The organism is Pseudonocardia endophytica (genome assembly GCF_004339565.1).
Lineage (GTDB): Bacteria > Actinomycetota > Actinomycetes > Mycobacteriales > Pseudonocardiaceae > Pseudonocardia > Pseudonocardia endophytica.
In genome coordinates, this window is record NZ_SMFZ01000002.1 from 1,433,664 (window position 1) to 1,449,778 (window position 16,115).

Annotated in this window: 14 protein-coding genes; 8 read left to right on the forward strand and 6 right to left on the reverse strand. The window is 73.7% G+C overall.

Annotated features, from left to right (window positions below):
- Positions 1-5 precede the first annotated feature (5 nt).
- Both EV378_RS25585 and EV378_RS25590 read right to left on the reverse strand, forming a co-directional pair.
- A complete protein-coding gene (locus tag EV378_RS25585; RefSeq protein WP_132429954.1) occupies positions 6-1,619 on the reverse strand; it encodes a flavin-containing monooxygenase in 1,614 nt (537 codons plus the stop codon).
- A gap of 82 nt (positions 1,620-1,701) precedes the next feature.
- The gene (locus EV378_RS25590; RefSeq protein WP_132429955.1) at positions 1,702-3,459 is read right to left on the reverse strand and encodes a sigma-54-dependent Fis family transcriptional regulator; all 1,758 of its coding nucleotides are present in this window, start codon (positions 3,457-3,459) and stop codon (positions 1,702-1,704) included.
- Between the two features lie 131 nt (positions 3,460-3,590).
- Between EV378_RS25590 and EV378_RS25595 the strand changes: the two genes are divergently transcribed.
- Complete coding sequence (locus EV378_RS25595; protein WP_132429956.1) at positions 3,591-4,646, forward strand: alpha/beta fold hydrolase; 1,056 nt, start codon at positions 3,591-3,593, stop codon at positions 4,644-4,646.
- Between the two features lie 11 nt (positions 4,647-4,657).
- Complete coding sequence (locus EV378_RS25600) at positions 4,658-5,719, forward strand: alcohol dehydrogenase catalytic domain-containing protein (RefSeq protein ID WP_207908867.1); 1,062 nt, start codon at positions 4,658-4,660, stop codon at positions 5,717-5,719.
- Between the two features lie 3 nt (positions 5,720-5,722).
- Here the strand turns inward: EV378_RS25600 and EV378_RS25605 are convergent, their stop codons facing one another.
- The gene (locus EV378_RS25605) at positions 5,723-6,547 is read right to left on the reverse strand and encodes a class I SAM-dependent methyltransferase (RefSeq protein ID WP_132429957.1); all 825 of its coding nucleotides are present in this window, start codon (positions 6,545-6,547) and stop codon (positions 5,723-5,725) included.
- Between the two features lie 217 nt (positions 6,548-6,764).
- Here EV378_RS25605 and EV378_RS25610 point away from each other — a divergent pair, with 217 nt between their 5' ends.
- Positions 6,765-7,466, forward strand: a complete 702-nt coding sequence (locus tag EV378_RS25610) for a hypothetical protein (protein ID WP_132429958.1) — start codon at positions 6,765-6,767, stop codon at positions 7,464-7,466.
- 3 nt (positions 7,467-7,469) lie between these two features.
- Here EV378_RS25610 and EV378_RS25615 read toward each other — a convergent pair whose 3' ends face one another.
- The 3 genes from EV378_RS25615 to EV378_RS25625 are packed head-to-tail and all read right to left on the reverse strand — an operon-like array spanning position 7,470 to position 9,514.
- Positions 7,470-8,315 carry a MaoC/PaaZ C-terminal domain-containing protein gene (locus EV378_RS25615; protein WP_132429959.1) on the reverse strand — a complete coding sequence of 282 codons (846 nt, stop codon included), beginning with the start codon at positions 8,313-8,315 and terminating at the stop codon, positions 7,470-7,472.
- Positions 8,316-8,351: 36 nt separating this feature from the next.
- Positions 8,352-8,969, reverse strand: coding sequence for a pyridoxamine 5'-phosphate oxidase family protein (locus tag EV378_RS25620; RefSeq protein WP_132429960.1), 618 nt, complete (start codon positions 8,967-8,969; stop codon positions 8,352-8,354).
- Positions 8,966-9,514, reverse strand: coding sequence for a TetR/AcrR family transcriptional regulator (locus tag EV378_RS25625; RefSeq protein ID WP_132429961.1), 549 nt, complete (start codon positions 9,512-9,514; stop codon positions 8,966-8,968). The genes EV378_RS25620 and EV378_RS25625 overlap by 4 nt, the downstream gene beginning before the upstream one ends.
- A 139-nt stretch (positions 9,515-9,653) precedes the next feature.
- Between EV378_RS25625 and rsfS the strand changes: the two genes are divergently transcribed.
- From rsfS to EV378_RS25650, 5 genes are all read left to right on the forward strand, one after another.
- Entirely contained in the window at positions 9,654-10,037 is a 384-nt protein-coding gene (gene rsfS / locus EV378_RS25630; protein WP_132429962.1) for a ribosome silencing factor, read from the forward strand.
- Positions 10,034-10,654 carry a histidine phosphatase family protein gene (locus EV378_RS25635; RefSeq protein WP_132429963.1) on the forward strand — a complete coding sequence of 207 codons (621 nt, stop codon included), beginning with the start codon at positions 10,034-10,036 and terminating at the stop codon, positions 10,652-10,654. The genes rsfS and EV378_RS25635 overlap by 4 nt, the downstream gene beginning before the upstream one ends.
- Complete coding sequence (octT, locus tag EV378_RS35550) at positions 10,647-11,375, forward strand: diglucosylglycerate octanoyltransferase (protein ID WP_165922481.1); 729 nt, start codon at positions 10,647-10,649, stop codon at positions 11,373-11,375. The genes EV378_RS25635 and octT overlap by 8 nt, the downstream gene beginning before the upstream one ends.
- The gene (locus tag EV378_RS25640) at positions 11,372-12,811 is read left to right on the forward strand and encodes a xylulokinase (RefSeq protein ID WP_165922482.1); all 1,440 of its coding nucleotides are present in this window, start codon (positions 11,372-11,374) and stop codon (positions 12,809-12,811) included. The genes octT and EV378_RS25640 overlap by 4 nt, the downstream gene beginning before the upstream one ends.
- Before the next feature lie 2,410 nt (positions 12,812-15,221).
- Positions 15,222-15,980 carry a ComEA family DNA-binding protein gene (locus EV378_RS25650; RefSeq protein WP_165922483.1) on the forward strand — a complete coding sequence of 253 codons (759 nt, stop codon included), beginning with the start codon at positions 15,222-15,224 and terminating at the stop codon, positions 15,978-15,980.
- Positions 15,981-16,115 lie beyond the last annotated feature (135 nt).

Sequence of the window (16,115 nt, forward strand, 5' to 3'; positions counted from 1 at the left end):
GCCCGTCATTCTCGGCGGAACGCCGGGTACCCGGCCGCGGCCTCCTCGTCGCACTTCTGCCGGTAGGTCCCGACGCCGCCGATGTAGGACAGCACCCGTCGGGGCTTGCCGGGCACGTTCGAGCCCAGGTACCACGACGTCGTGTTCGCGACGAGCGTCGCGTTCGCGACCTCGTCGTGGTGGGAGACCCAGGCGTCCTCGCCCTCGGCCGTCGGTTCCATCGTCGTCTTGCCGTCGGCCTTGAGGTCCCTGATCGCGTCGGAGATCCACTCGGTCTGCTGCTGCAGGCAGGTGGTCATGTTGCACAGCGCCGCCGACGGGGCGAGCGGGACGGCCGTGGTCAGCAGATTGGGGTATCCGTGCTTCGCCAGGCCCATCGTCGTGCGGATGTCGCGGCCCCAGTCGTCGGTCAGCGACCGGCCGTTGCGCCCCCGGATGTCGATGCGGGTGAGCGCGCCGGTACCCGCGTCGAACCCGGTGGCCAGGATGATCACGTCGAACTCGTGCAGCGTGCCGTCGGCGAGCTCGATGCCCGCCTCGCGGATCTGCGCGATCGGGTTGTCCCGCACGTTGACCAGATCGACGTTGTCGCGCAGGTAGACCTCCAGGTAGTTCGTCTCCAGCGGCACCCGGTGCGTGCCGAACCCGTAGTCCGTCGGCACCAGCGTCTCGACCAGGTGCGGGTCGTGGTTCAGGCGCTCGCGCATCTTGTTCCGCACGAACTCCGAGACGTACTCGCTGATCTCCTCGACGAAGAACATCTCGCCGAAGCTCGCCAGCCACAGCTTGAGCGAGCCGTCCTGGTAGATCTCCTCGAGGATCTCGTCGCGCCGCTCGGGGCTGGTGCCCTCCCAGGTGTGCTCCCACTCGAACTCCATCCCGCTGAACGTGTGCGGGAGGGTCGCCTTCACCTCGTCGAAGCGGGCCTTGTAGGCCTCCTGCTCCTGCGGGCCGTAGGACGGGTTCTTCATCGGCAGCACGTACTGCGGTCCGCGCGCGAACACGGTCAGGTGCCCGACATCGGGCGCGATCGTCTGGATGATCTGGATGCCGGTGGCCCCGACCCCGACGACGGCGACCCGCTTGCCGGCCAGGTCGAGCCCCTCCGCCGGGTAGGACGAGCTGAACACGAGCTCGCCGGAGAAGTCGTCGGTGCCCTCGATGTTCTTCAGCGGCGCGGACAGCATGCCGGCGCACGACACGAAGAACTGGGTGTCGACGACGTCGCCCCGGTCGGTGTGGACGGTCCAGCGACCGCGGTCCTCGTCGTAGTGCGCGGCCGTGATCCGGGTGTCGAACCGGATGTCCTTGCGCAGGTCGAGCCGGTCGGTGACGTAGTGCATCCACCGCTCGATCTCCGGCTGGCCGGGGAAACGCTCGCTCCAGGACCAGTCCTTGTAGAGGCTCTCGTCGAACAGGTACTGGTAGACGTAGCTCTCGGAGTCGAAGCGGGCACCGGGGTAGCGGTTCCACCACCACGTCCCGCCGACGTCGCTCGCGGCGTCGAACCCCCGCACGGTCAGGCCCTGCTCGCGCAGCTGGTGCAGCTGGTACAGCCCGGCGACCCCGGCACCCAGCACCACCGCGTCCACGGTCTCCGTGGCCGTCGCGTTCGTCATCGTGTCCACCTCGTCTCCCTCGCGGTCCGGCCATCGTGCGACCGGGTGCGGGCGACGGCGTGTCCCAACTCGGGACACGGACCTAGCAGTCGATGCCGTACTGCCGGATCTTGCGATAGAGCGTGGACCGGGCCAGCCCGAGCGCGGCGGCGGCCGCCTTGCGGTTCCCGCCCGCCTCCCGGATGGCCGCGACGATGGCGTCGCGTTCCACCTCGTCCACCGGGCGCAGCGTGCTGCGCGGCGTGCTCTGGCACGACGCCGGCAGGTCGGCCGCCTCGATCACGCCGACCGGGCGGCGGCGCAGCGCGTCCGCGAGCGCGTCCCGCAGCTGGGCCACGTTGCCCGGCCAGCGGTGCCGGGTCAGCAGGCGTTCGGCGTCCCGGCTCAGCCGGACGTCGCGGTGGGCGGTCAGGTCCCCGAGCAGCGACGCCGCCAACGCGGCCACGTCGCCGCCGCGGTGACGCAGCGCGGGGACGGCGGCGGACACACGGAACAGGCCGAGCAGCGGTTCGGGAACGGTGCCCGAGCAGGTCGCCGCCACGACCGGTCTCCCCGGCTCCTGTAGCTCCCGGTGCAGCGCGGCGACGGTCTCCGGCGACAGGCGGTCGAGGTCGCACAGCACCGGCAGCACGGCGCAGCCGGTGGCGTCGCCGCTGTCACCGCGCAGGCGCGTCACGGCCTCGGCCGGACCGGCCTCGATGCGGTCCGCCGGTACCGGGACGGCGCGGCCGCCGACCTGGGAGAACAGCTCGCACAGCAGACGCCTGCGTCCGCTGCCGGGCTCTCCGAGCACGACGACCGGGCTTCCGTCGCGCAGCGCGCCCTCCACCGTCTGCGCGGCCGCCAGCCAGGCGGGTGAGCTGCTCGGGGCCAGACCCGTACGGGGCGCCCTGACCTGCGGTGCGGCCGGGCGGGCGTCGATCTCGTCGAGCACCGAGACGACACAGACGAGCCCGGCAACATCGCCGCCGACCCGCACCGTCGACCCCCGCATCCGCACCCGCGCACCGGACGGGAGGTCGATCCGGTCGTCGACGGCGGCCCGGCCGTGCATGAGGAAGCGGGCGTGTTCACGCAGCACCTCCTGGTCGGGGCCGTCGAGCAGGGTCTGCATCGCCGTGTTCGCGGTGACCATTCGCGGGCCGACGGCCAGCACCGCACCGCGGGTGCGGGCGTCGACGCGGCTGTAGGCGTCGAACAGCGCCTGCGGCACCCGGTCGCGGTCGAGCAGCAGGTTGCGCTCGATCCGGGACGCCGCGGTACGGACGAGCGTGTGCAGCATCGGGTGCGAGTGCTGCGCCTGGCAGCTGATGTCGAGCACACCCTCGATCCGCCCGGTGAACGGGTCGCGGACCGGTGCGCCCGCGCAGGCGAACGGGTGCAGCAACTCGACGAAGTGCTCCGCGCCGACGATGTGTACCGACTCGCCGAACTCCAGCACCGTCCCGACGCCGTTCGTGCCGACGGTGTTCTCGGCGTAGCCGAAGCCCTGGGCGAAGTAGACGTGATCGAGGACGCGGCCGAACCCGGGGCCGGTGTCCGAGCGTCCGAGGATCCGGGCCCTGTCGTCGGTGAGGGCCACGCAGGCCGGGATCGCGCTGATCTGCTCGGCCAGGTGCTCGATCTCCGGGCGGGCGCAGCGCACGAGCCGGGAGTCGACGTCGAGCTCGGAGTAGTAGTCGTTCTCCACGACGTCGGGCTGCACGCCCCGCGACACGCTGCGCCGCCAGGACGCGGCGACGTGGTTGGGGACTCCCCGTTGCTCCGGCAGTGCGCCCTCGGTCAGGAACTCGGCCAGAGCGGTGGTGAGCAGCTCCCGCTGGTCGCCGTCCGTGCCCATCTCGCACCTCCGTGTGCTCCTCGTCACATGGTGACGGCAACGTCAAGGGCGCGGCGTGTCCGGGATTGGGACACGTCCGGGTCGTCGCGCGGGAACAGAGTCGACGCCGACCCGCGCGAGGAGGCCCTGCAGTGATCGAGAACGCGTACTACACACCCGAGTTCCACGGGGACTACGAGCTGATCGGCATCGGCCGGCTCGACCTGGAGGAGGGCGGGTCCATCCCGGACTGCCACCTCGCCGTCGCCACCTTCGGAACGCTCAACGAGGCACGCGACAACGCCATCCTGGTCACCACCTGGTACTCCGGGACGCACCAGATCTTCCGCGACGTCTACATCGGTCCCGACCACGCGCTGAACCCCGACCGGTACTTCATCGTGGTGATCAACCAGATCGGCAACGGGCTGTCCACGTCCCCGCACAACGCGTCGGGTGCGAACGCGTCGATCGGGATGTCGAAGTTCCCGCACGTGCGCATCGGCGACGACGTCGTGGCGCAGGAGCGTCTGCTGCGCGAGCACTTCGGGATCGAGCAGCTGCAGCTCGTCGTCGGCGGGTCGATGGGCGCCCAGCAGACCTACGAGTGGATGGTGCGCTTCCCCGAGAAGGTGCGGCGCGCGGCGCCGATCGCGGGCACCGCGCAGAACACTCCGCACGACTTCCTCTACACGAAGGCATTGATGGAGGCCATCACCTCGGATCCGGGATTCAAGGACGGCGAGTACTCGTCCAACGCCGACGTCGAGGCCGGGCTCAAACGCCATGCCGGGATCTGGGCCGTGATGGGCTTCTCGACGGAGTTCTGGAAGCAGGAGGTCTGGCGGGCGCTGGAGTTCGAGTCCAAGGAGGCCTTCATGGAGGGCTTCCTGGAGCCGTACTTCACCGCGATGGACCCGAACGACCTGCTGTGCATGGCCTGGAAGTGGCAGCGCGGCGACGTCGCCCGGCACACCGGTGGCGACCTCGCCGCCGCGCTCGGACGCAACCGGGCCACCGCCCGGGTGATGCCCATCAACGAGGACATGTTCTTCCCGGTCCGCGACCACGAGTCCGAACTGGAGCTGACGCCGAACGCCCAGCTCCGGATCATCGACGACGTCCTCGGCCACCTCGGGCTGTTCGGCGTCGCCCCGACCTACATCGGCCAGGTGGACCAGCACCTGAACGAACTGCTCGACTCATAGGGAGACGCACCGTGCCGGACACCATGAAGTGCCTCGCGTTCGTCGACGCGGGGACGGTTCAGCTGATCGACCGGGAGATCCCGAAAGCCGGCCCCGGCGAGGCCGTCGTGCGTTCGACGGCGTCGCTGATCTGCACGTCCGACGTGCACACGGTGGCCGGCGTGCTGCCGGTGCCCTACGGGCGGCTGCTCGGACACGAGAGCGTCGGCGTCGTGCACGAGGTCGGCGAGGGCGTCACGCGGGCGAAGGTCGGCGACCGGGTCGCGGTGAACGCCGTGACACCGGACGGGACGTGCGACAACTGCCAGCGCGGGCTGTCGTCGCAGTGCGGCGGGCCGCTCGGCGGCTACCGCTTCACCGTGCAGAAGGACGGCAACCTCGCCGAGTACTTCCACGTCAACGACGCCGACTACAACCTCGCCCCGATCCCGGAGGGCCTGGCCGACGAGGTCGCCGTCTACGCCTGCGACATGCTCTCGACCGGGTTCGCGGGCGCGCAGAACGCGCACATCCCGCTGGGCGGCACCGTCGCCGTGTTCGCGCAGGGCGCCGTCGGGCTGTCCGCGACGATCGGCGCGAAGCTCCTCGGCGCCGGGCTGATCATCACGGTGGAGGGCATCCCGAACCGTGCGGCGCTGTCCAAGCAGTTCGGCGCCGACATCGTGATCGATCCGGCGGACGGCAACGTCGCCGAGCAGATCGTCGACATCACCCACGGCGGCGTGGACTCGGCCGTCGAGGCGCTCGGTTCGCAGGCCACGTGGGAGGGCTGCCTGTACGCGACGAAGGAGGGCGGCACGATCTCCAACGTCGGCTACCACGGCGAGGGTGGGCCGACGCTCACCATCCCGTTGGACGCGTTCGGGCTGGGCATGGCCGGCAAGCGGATCACCACGGACCTGTGTCCCGGCGGCAGGGACCGGATGGAACGGATCATGCGGCTGCTCGCGACCGGCAAGGTCGACCCGACGCCGATGACCACGCACCGTGTCGGCATCGGCGACGCGGAGGCCGCGTTCGAGATGATGCGGACCAAGTCCGACAACGTGGTCAAGCCACTGATCACGTTCTGACGACTACCGCCGGGGCCCCTTGCGGGCGGTCACCAGCCAGCACGCGGACCGGAACAGTACGCCGTCCGGTGTCTCGTGCTCGGCCATCACCGTCCGGAGGGCGTCCCGGGCCGTCGCGCGTTCGCCGGGGCCCAGCGCCTCGAGCGCCCAGGAGAAGTGTCCCTCGACGAAGGCGGTCGCGTCGCCGACGTCGTCGCCGTACCACATCGGACGGTCCAGTCCGGACACGTCGACGTCGACGAAGCCGGTGCTGTCCAGCAGCCGGCGCACGTTCTCCGGATCGCCGAACGACACCGGGCTCGGCCCGTCCGGTCCGGGCGGGGTCGCCCGCAGTGCGCCCATGAACGCGACCAGCCACTCCTGGCGTTCGAGCGGCTGCCAGACGAGCAGCGCCAGGCGGCCGTCCGGTCGCAGTGCCCGGGCGAGGTTCGTGAACGCGGCGGCCGGGTCGTCGAAGAACATGACGCCGTGGCGGCTCACGACGACGTCGAACGAGCCGGGCTCGAACGGATGGGTCTGCGCGTCGGCGCACAGCAGCTCCACGCCGGGGAGGCCTGCGACAGCGGCGCGCTCGCGGGCCACGGCGAGCATGGACCGCGAGACGTCGATGCCGAGGACGCCCGCCCCGCGGCCGGCCAGCCCGATGGCGGTGGTCCCGTTCCCGGAGCCGACGTCGAGCACCCGGTCGCCGGGGCCCGCGCCGGTCGCGTCCTCGAGATCGGACTGGTAGGCGGCCACGCCGCGGTCGAAGTGCCCGGCGTGCGCGGCCCAGAACCCGCCGCCCGGACCGTCCCAGCTCTGGATCTGCTTCTCGTTGGCACGGCTCACGGCCCGGAGTCTGCACCGTGCCGTCGGGCCCGGCACCCGCGCCGGCCCGAGCGTCCTGAGCAGCGCGCGGCGCGACACCCGGCGCCCGGGTGCCGCCTCGGACGGCGGGCGGTGGTGCTGCGCCGGACAGCGCTCCTCCCGCCGGACGAGTGGTGGTACGCCGGATGTACGGACGGTCGGTGACCGTCGCGTCCTCCGATCGAAGTACCGTGTGGTGGTGCCGCAGCTACCGACGCCCGTGTACGCGGGCCTGTTGCTGCGGTCCGTACCGGCGCCGGTCCGCCGCGACGCGCACGTCGCGCTCGGGATGCTGGCACCGTGGGGGCACGTCACCCCGCAGCTGGTCCAGGACACCGGTGGTGGAGTCGCCGACCACGACCTGCACGTCGACGGCCGCCTGGTCCAGCTGCCCTACCGGCTCTCGCACCCGTGGCCGTCGTCCGCACGCACGGCGCGGCAGAACCGGCGCGCCCAGACCGTCCTCGCGGCGTGGATGACCCGCAGCGACCGGGCGGGCACCCGGCAGCGCGCCGTGCGCGAGCTGTTCGCGTCCGACGAGCCGTGGACGGCGCCGTTCGTCGTCGCGCTGTGCGGGGAGTACGTCTACGAGATCGGGGCCGACGTCCTCGGGTTCGTCTGCGGCGACCTGGTCCGCCGCGACGACCTGCGTGCGGCCTACGCGCGGTTCCTGCGGGACAACCCGAGCTTCCTGGCCGTCCTGCGCCGCAGGGCGGTCTCGTTCCGCGATCTCGACCACCGCTGGCCGCACCGCGACGAGCCCGGCCGGATCTACCCGCAGCTGGCCGCGCTGGACGCGCTCGGCATGCTCGCCTACGGCGGGCCGGTGCCCGTGCCGGAGATCGAGGGGCCCGCGCCCCGGCACGCGCTGATGTCGACGAACGGTGCCGGGCCCGGCTGAGCCTCAGCGTCCGGACAGGTCCAGACGCCCGCGGTCGAGCACGACGTGCTCCCCGCTCGTCGTGCGGAAGAACGCCGTCGGACCCTCGTCCCAGATCCGGACGGTCAGCTCGTCGCCCGGCAGCACCGGGCGGGTGAAGCGCGCGTCCATCGCGGAGAACCGGGTCGTGTCGCCGCCGCAGACGGTCTCCAGCAGCGCGCGGGCGGTGAAGCCGTACGTGCACATGCCGTGCAGGATCGGCCGGTCGAAGCCGCCGCGGGCGGCGAACGCCGGGTCCGAGTGCAGCGGGTTCCGGTCACCGGTCAGCCGGTAGAGCAGCGCCTGCTCGGGCCGGGTCCGGTAGGTGATCTCGTGGTCGGGTGCCCGGTCCGGCACCGGTGACGCCGACGACTCGCCGCGCGAGCCGCCGAACCCGCCCTCACCGCGGATGAACACGGTCTGCGCGGTGGTCGCGAGCTTGGCGCCGGTCTCGGCGTCGACGGCCTCCGACTCGGTCCGCACGAGCGCGCCGGACCCCTTGTCGAGCACGTCGGTGACCTGCGCGGTCACCCGTGCCCGGCCGGACAGCGGCAGCGGGCGGTGCACCCGGAACCACTGCTCGGCGTGCACGAGCATCGCCGGGTCGAAGTCGCCGAGCGGGACGCGCGCGCCGCGCGTGATGATGTTCGCGTAGGTCGGCAGCACCTGCGTCTTCACGTCGGCCGTGTTCTCCGTCGTGAGCGCCAGCTCCGCCGTCGGGTCGGCGCCGCCCGCGCCGACCGCGATCGCGTAGAGCAGGACATCGTCGCGCTCCCACACGAAGCTCACCGGCTCGCTCCGGGTTCCCGTCAGGTCCGGGGCCAGGGCCATCTCGCATCTCCTCATCGCCGCGCCGCAGCGGCGAACCTATCCCGCGAGAAGGCGCTCGCGCAGCATCGCGTTCTCGGCTTCGAGCTCGGTGACCCGGTCGGTGAGCCGGCCCCAGACCTCGTCGAGCTCGTCGGCCGACCAGCGCGGCGTGATGTGCTGACGGCAGTTCCAGGCCACGCCCTCGACCCGGACGACGATCAGGCGCTCCACGCGCCCGTCGGTCCGCGGTGCGGTGAGGCGCTCGGTCAGCGGGTCACCCTCGATCGCCGGCACGACCTGGGCGCGGCCGAGGAGCTTCACCCGGGTCCGTGTCGGGTGGTCCATGAAGAACGCCGCGACCCGGTCGTCGGTGCGCAGGTTGCCGGTGGTGACGTACTGGCGGTTGCCGCGCACGTCGGCGAACGCGAACCGGTGCTCGTCGAGGACGTGCACGAACCCGGGCGGCCCTCCGCGGAACTGGATGTACGGCCATCCGGTCTCGCCGACGCTGGCCAGGTGGAACCCGTCGCGGGTGCTCAGGAACCGGCGCTCCGGCTCGCCGAGCAGGTCGTCGGGCTCGGGTTCGGTGCCGATGCGGTTGGCCCGGTCGCTGCCGTTCTCGTGCTGCAGGGCCCGGACGGTGTCGGTGTATGCGAGCTGGGCGAAGCGGCTCATCGTCTCTCCTCGGGATCCAGCAGTGCCTCGGCGATCCGGCGGGCGTCGCCCGCCGCCCCCGGCCTGCGCAGTGCAGTGACCATCGCGCCGTCGACCAGCAGCATCAGCTGGTCGGCCAGCCGGGCGTGGCCGGCGTACCCGGCGGCGCTGAGCAGGCCGTCCAGGTAGTCGGTGACCGATCGTTTGTGGTCGGCGGCGGCGAGGTGCGCGGAACTGGTCGGTTCCGCCGCCTCGACCATCGCGTTGATCGCCGCGCACCCGCGGAAGCCGGGGGACGCGAACCGGTCGTCCAGCGCGTCGAACACGGCGAGCGGGTGCCCGCCACGGGCTGCGACTTCGTCGGCGAGCCAGGCGCGGAACGCCGCCCCCGTCGCCTTGATGGTGGCCGTCACCAGGTCGTCCTTGCTCGGGAAGTGACGGTAGAACGACGCCCGCCCGACGCCGGAGCGCGCCAGCAGCGCGTCGACGCCGACGGCGCGGACGCCCTCGGCGTAGAACATCTCCTCCGCGGTGGCGAGCAGCCGGGCGCGGGCATCGGTGGGCACGATCGGTACCGTACACCGATACGGAACTGATCGGTACCGTTCTGTGGTCCGGAGCTCGTCCGGTTGGTGCGGGCTGGGACACTGGACGGCGCGGGCGCCGACCGTCCGCGGTCAACGAGCGGCGGGAGACGTGAGGCGAGTGACGGCGACACCGGAGTCGATCGAGATGGCGAAGGTCGCGGGCGCGGCCGCGGCGGACAAGCTGGCCGCCGACATCGTGGCGCTCGACGTGTCCGACCAGCTCGTCATCACGGACTGCTTCGTGCTCGCGTCCGCGCCGAACGAGCGCCAGGTGGACGCCATCGTCGAGGCCGTCGAGGAGAAGCTCCGCGAGCGCGGGCACAAGCCGACCCGCCGCGAGGGCACACCCGACGGCGGCTGGGTGCTGCTCGACTTCACCGACATCGTCGTGCACGTGATGCACACCGAGCAGCGCGGCTTCTACGGGCTGGACCGGCTGTGGAAGGACTGCCCGCGGATCGAGCTCCCGGACGACGTGCCGGCCGGGAACGACGCCGGATGACGCTGCGGCGGATCGTGCTCATGCGGCACGGCCAGACCGAGTACAACCTGGACGGCCGGATGCAGGGACATCTGGACACGAAGCTCACCGAGCAGGGTCAGGCACAGGCCGCGGCGGCCGCTCCGGTGCTGGCCGAGATCCCGCTGGACCGAATCGTCAGCTCCGACCTGTCCCGCGCCCACGAGACGGCACTGGCCGTCGCCGCGAGCGTCGGGCTGCCGGTGACCACGGACGTCCGGCTGCGCGAGACGCACCTGGGCGACTGGCAGGGCAGCACCACCCGGGAGATCGAGGAGGACTCGCCGGGCGCGATCGGCGCCTGGCGGGCCGACCCGCGGTGGACCCCGCCGGGCGGCGAGTCCCGTGTGGACGTCGTCGCGCGGTCGATGCCGCTGGTCGACGAGCTCGACGCCGAGTTCGCGGCCGACCCGGACGCCCGAGCGGTGCTGCTGGTGGCGCACGGCGGGATGATCGCCGGACTGACCTGCGGCCTGCTGGACCTGCCCGAGTCCAGCTGGCCGGTGATCGGCGGGATGGGCAACGCGAAGTGGGCGGTCGTGGCCCGGCGCGACGACCATCCGCGCTGGCGATTGTCCGGGTACAACATCGGTGCCTGACCCACTCGTCGTCGTACTCGGGGACTCGCTGGCCTTCCACGGGCCCGACCGCCCGGAGCCCGCCGACGACCCGCGGCTGTGGCCGCACGTCGCGGCCGCCGCGCTCGGCGGGCGCGCGGAGATCGTCGCCCGCTCGGGGTGGACGGCGCGGCACGTCTGGCAGGCCGTGGCCGAGGACCCCCGGGTGTGGGTGCTGCTGCGGCACGCCGACGTCCTCGTGCTCGGCGCGTCCGGGATGGACGCGCTGCCGTCGCCGTTGCCGACGGCGGTGCGCGAGCTGATCCCGTCGCTGCGGCCCGCGCCGCTACGCCGCGTCGTCCGCGACGGGTACCTGCGGGCGCAGCCCCGGCTGTCCCGCGCGTTCGCGACACTGCCCGGGGGAGGGCCCGCCGGCCTGCCCGCGCGGCTGACCGTCGACTACCTGGAGCGCTGCCGGGTGGCGGTGGGCGCCGTCCGGCCGGGGTTGCCGCTGCTCACGCTGCTGCCGTCGGTGCACAGGGCCGGGGTCTACGGCGGTGCGCACCCGCACCGCCCGCCGACCCTTCGTGCCGTCCGGTCGTGGGCGCGTGCGCACGGGGTGGCGGAGCTGGACGTCGCGCCGCTGGTCGCGGAGCACGTCCTCGCCGGGTACGGCAACCCGGACGGGATGCACTGGGGGTGGGCGGGGCACCGGGCCGTTGGCGAGGCGCTCGCCGTCGAGCTGTCCGGGATCCTGACGTGACGTTCCTCGGCATCGACCTCGGCACGACGTCGGTCAAGGCCGCCGTGTTCCGTCCCGACGGCACGCGGGTCGCCGGAGCGTCCCGGCCGCACCCGACGCACCGGCCGGAACCCGGCTTCGCCGAGCAGCACGCGTCGGACTGGTGGGACGGGCTCTCGTCGGTGATCTCCTCGCTGTCGGATGCTCTCGACGGGCTGACCGCCGTCGGTGTCTGTAGTCAGGTCAACACGCACGTGCTGTGTGGTTCCTCCGGGGAGGCCCTGCACCCGGCCATCACGTGGCAGGACCGGCGGTGCGCGTCCGTTCTGTCCTCCCTGGAGTCGCGCCTCTCGCCGTCCGCCCGGGCGGACGTTCGCGGTGGGCTGGGAACGATCGACGTGACGCATCCCGCCGCGCGGCTGGAGTGGCTCACCGCGAACCGGCCGTCCGCACGCGACTCCGCGCGGTGGCTCCTGTCGCCGAAGGACCTGCTCGTCCTGTGGCTCACCGGGACCGCGGCGGCCGACCCGATCTCGTCGATCGGTCTGGTCGACGCGTCCGGTACGTATCCATCCTGGTTGGACTCGCTGGTGCCCGGACTGACGGCGCTGTTGCCGCCGCTCGGCGACCCGGCAGCGGTCGCCGGGACGACGACGGGTGCGGGCGGCCTCCCGCCCGGACTGCCTGTCGCGCACGGAACGATGGACGCCTGGGCTGGCCTGCTCGGCGGCGGCGTGGCCGGGCCGGGCGACGCGATCGACATCGCCGGCACGTCCGAGGTCGTCGCGATGGCGTCCGGTCCGGGCGGCGGCGCCCCGGGGATCGTGACGTTCCCTCCGTGGCGCGACCTGCACGTCCACGCCGGGCCGACACAGGCCGGTGGCGACGCGCTCGACTGGGTCGCGCGCCTTCTCGATCGGTCGCTCACCGACGCACTCGCCCTCGCCGCATCCACCGGCCCCGGGGCGGGCGGCGTCGTGTTCCTGCCGCAACTGGCCGGGGAGCGCGCGCCGTTGTGGGACCCGCATCTGCGTGCCCACTGGATCGGAGCAACGTCCGAGACCGGACCCGCAGAGCTGGCGCGCGCCGGACTGGAGGGCGTCGCGCACGCGGCTCGGCACGTCCTGGAGGCGGTCGAGTCGGCGGGCGGTTCGACGGCGTCGTCGCTCGCCGTCTGCGGGGGTGGCGCGGCCAGCGACCTGTGGTGCCAGGTCAAGGCCGACGTGCTCGACCGTCCTCTGCGCCGGACCGCCGAACGCGACGCGGGCGTACTCGGGGCCGCGATGCTCGGGGCCCTCGCTGCAGGTGAGGCGGCGACGATCCCGGAACTCGCTGCGCGGATGGTCCGTACGGAGTGCGAGTTCGTGCCCGACCCCGCAGTGCGTGACCTCTACGACGACGCCCACGCCCGCTATCGCGAGGCCCAACGCCGTCTGTCGGACCTGTACGTGCCCTGAGGTCCCTGTCCCGCCCGCCCCGCTCCAGCCCGCCCCGCTCCAGCCCGCCCCGCTCCAGCCCGCCCCGCTCCAGCCCGGCCCGCTCCAGCCCGGCCCGGCCGGCTTCTGCCCGGCCCGGCCGGCTTCTGCCCGCCCGCCTGCTGCGCGGCCCGCCCGCCTGCTGCGCGGCCCGCCCGGCCCGCTTCGTGCCGGCCCGCTCCGTGGCGCCCCGCTCCTGCCCGGCCCGCCCCGCTCGCCCGGCTGCTGCCCGGTTCGGCCGGCTGCTGCGCGGCTCGGCCGGTTCTGGCCCGGCCCGCTCCGTGCTAGCCGGCTTCGTGTCGCCTCGCTCCTGCCCGGTTGTCCCGCTCGCCCGGCTGCTGCCCGGTTCGGCCGGCTGCTGCGCGGCTCGCCCGGCTCTGGCCCGGCCCGCCTCGTGCCGCCTCGCTCCTGCCCGGCTGCCCCGCTCGCCCGGCTGCTGCGCGGTTCGGCCGGCTGCTGCTCGGCTCGCCCGGCTTCTGCCCGTTCCGCCCCGCTCCGGCCCGCCCGCCCGCTCCGGCCCGGCCCGCCCGCCCCGCTCCTTTCCGCCCGGTCCTGCCCGGATGCAGCCCTGACGTCCCAGGCCATCGCGGGGTGCGTCGCGGATGTGCTGCGCGGCCAGCGGAGCGGCCCGTGATCGGCGGGACTGGCTGGAGCGCGCCACTGGTGGCGGGTGTGCGCCGGTTCCGCTGATCACGGGGATGCGTGCGTCGCCGACCCATCGCATGACCGGCGGGAGTGGCCGGAGCGCGCCACTGGTGGCGCGTTGGTGCCGGTTCCGCTGATCATGGCGCTCGCGGGTGTGCTGCGCGGCCGGCTGCGTGGCTCGTGATCGGCGGGAGTGGCTGGAGCGCGCCAGTGGTGGCGCGTTGGTGCCGGTTCCGCTGATCATGGCGCTCGCGGGTGTGTTGTGCGGCAGCGGCGTGGCTCGTGATCGGCGGGAGTGGCCGGGGCGCGCCACTGGGGGCGCGTTGGTGCCGGTTCCGCTGATCATGGTCCGGTCCATCCAGCGGTGCCGGGTCGAGGGTGCACAGCGGGGCCGCTCCACCGGCATCGCTCCCGGCGCAACACCTCCAGGTCGGCGAGCCCGTCTCCGTGGCCCACCCACCGTCGTCACAGGGCATCGCCGCACATCGCAGGTCCCACAAGGTCTGCGAGGTCGACGGGCGGCCTGCGAGGTCCGGCCCGGTTCCTGCTCCACACCGCCGGGTACGGCCGGCGGCCCACCCTCGCACACCGCCCCGACGACATCGGTGTGTGATCGACCATCCGCCCGGCGGTTGTCCCCAACCCGGTCGACGCGTCCACAGACAGCACATCCGCCCTGGCGAGGGGCGTGCGTGGACCTAGCGTCGACGGCGTGTCCAGGACAGACGGCGGGCGGGACCCGGCGAGCCGATTGGCCGCTCTGCGTGCGGCGCCGGCATCCGCGGCACCGGGTCCGGCGGCACTCGGGACTGCCGGGGCGCCGCCACGCGCGACCGCTCCGGGGAACGCCCCGGACACCGTGCCGGTCCGTCCGGCCGCACTGTCCCGACCGGGTGAGGAAGCCCGTGAGCCCACGTCGTTCGGAGCCGGGCCGGAGGACCCGCGTCAGGGCGCTCGATGGCGAGCCGGGCCGTATCGGCATCGAGTCGGGTCGGCATGGATCACGGCGGGACGGCCCGGCTCGGCGTGGGCGGATCGGTCGGATGGATCGGTTCATCCGCAGCCCGACCGACAGGACCGCGGGCGGGGCGGCCGACGCCCGGACCCCCACGAACCCGGCGAGCCGGGCCGCGCCACGCGAGCCGGGCCGGCGGACGACCCGACGCGGGATCGCCCGGAGCCCGGCCGATCACGTCGCGACGGGGTCGGAGCGACGGACCTCGGTGAGGTCGACGCCGCGCACGAAGCGGCGCGTCGTGACGGGCGCAGATCGGCCCCGGTGCCTCCGGACGGCGCACGGAGACCTGGGCCGGCGCAGGCCCGATCCGACCGGAGCGGGCCTCGGTGGGAGAGGCCCGCACCGGTCTCGGCGCAGTGGCGACGCGAGGACGGACCCGACCCACAGGGCCAGGGCGGATCATCTCGGCCCGCCCGATCGGGAGGGTTCCCCTCGCGCTCGGACGGAGGAGGTGGCGATCGCGGCGTCGCGGAGCCGGCTGACCGGAGCGGGACGGAGTGGGACGACGCCGTCGAGCCCGACCACCTCGGCTGGGCGGACCCGGAGTGGGACGGACCAGTGCGCCGGTCGGGTCGATCCGGTCCGACGTGGGACGAGCGCGACGGCCGTCGGGACGAGCGCGCCGGCTATCGGGCCGACCGGGATCGGAGCGGAACCGACCGCAGCCCGTCCCGCCGCGGCCGGGCGCGCCGGAACACGCCCGAGCCACGCCGCCGTGTCGACCGCCTGGTGGTCCGGTGGCTCCCGGCCCCGATCGCGGCGCGGCTCGACCCCGGGCGCGCGGGAGCGGTCGCGCTCGTGCTGGTGGTCGTCGTCGCGGCGGTCGTCGCTGCCGTCGGGGTATGGGCGGCACGTCCGGAGGTGCAGCCGATCGGCGGCCTGCCAGCGGTGTCCGGTGGGGCCGCGGCCGCGGCCGGACCGCCCGAGGCGACTCCGGGCGGCGCCGCCCCACCGGCCGCGCCCGGGAGCCCGGTCGTGGTGAGCGTCGTCGGGAAGGTCGCCCGGCCCGGTCTGGTCCGGGTCACCGACGGCGCCCGGGTCGCGGACGCGGTCGACGCCGCCGGCGGGGCCCTGCCCGGGGTGGACATGTCGGTGCTCAACCTGGCCCGGCGGGTCGGCGACGGCGAGCAGATCGCGGTGGGCGTACCACCCGCGTCGGATGCCGCGCCGGGAGCCGGCCCGGCGTCCGGACGGGAGCCCGGTGCGGCACCCGGAGAGCCGCTTCCGGCGAGCGGATCGGCGTCCGGCGCGGCCCCGGGAGGGGCATCGAGCGGAGGAGGAGGTACCGCTCCCGGCGGGAAGGTCGACCTGAACACGGCGACCGCCGCCGACCTGGACGCCCTGCCCGGCGTCGGCCCGGCCACCGCGACGAAGATCCTGGACTGGCGAGCGAAGAACGGCCGGTTCACGCGCATCGAACAGCTGCGCGAGGTCGACGGCATCGGCGAGCGCAAGTATGCGCAGCTCAGCGGACTGGTGACGGTGTGAACTGCGGGCCGGTGGGGGGCCGGCGCAGCGGTGACCGCGACGGCGGTGACCTCGACGGCGGTGACCGCGACGGCGGTGACCTCGACGGCGGTGACCGCGACGGCGGTGACCTCGACGGCGGTGACCTCGACGGCG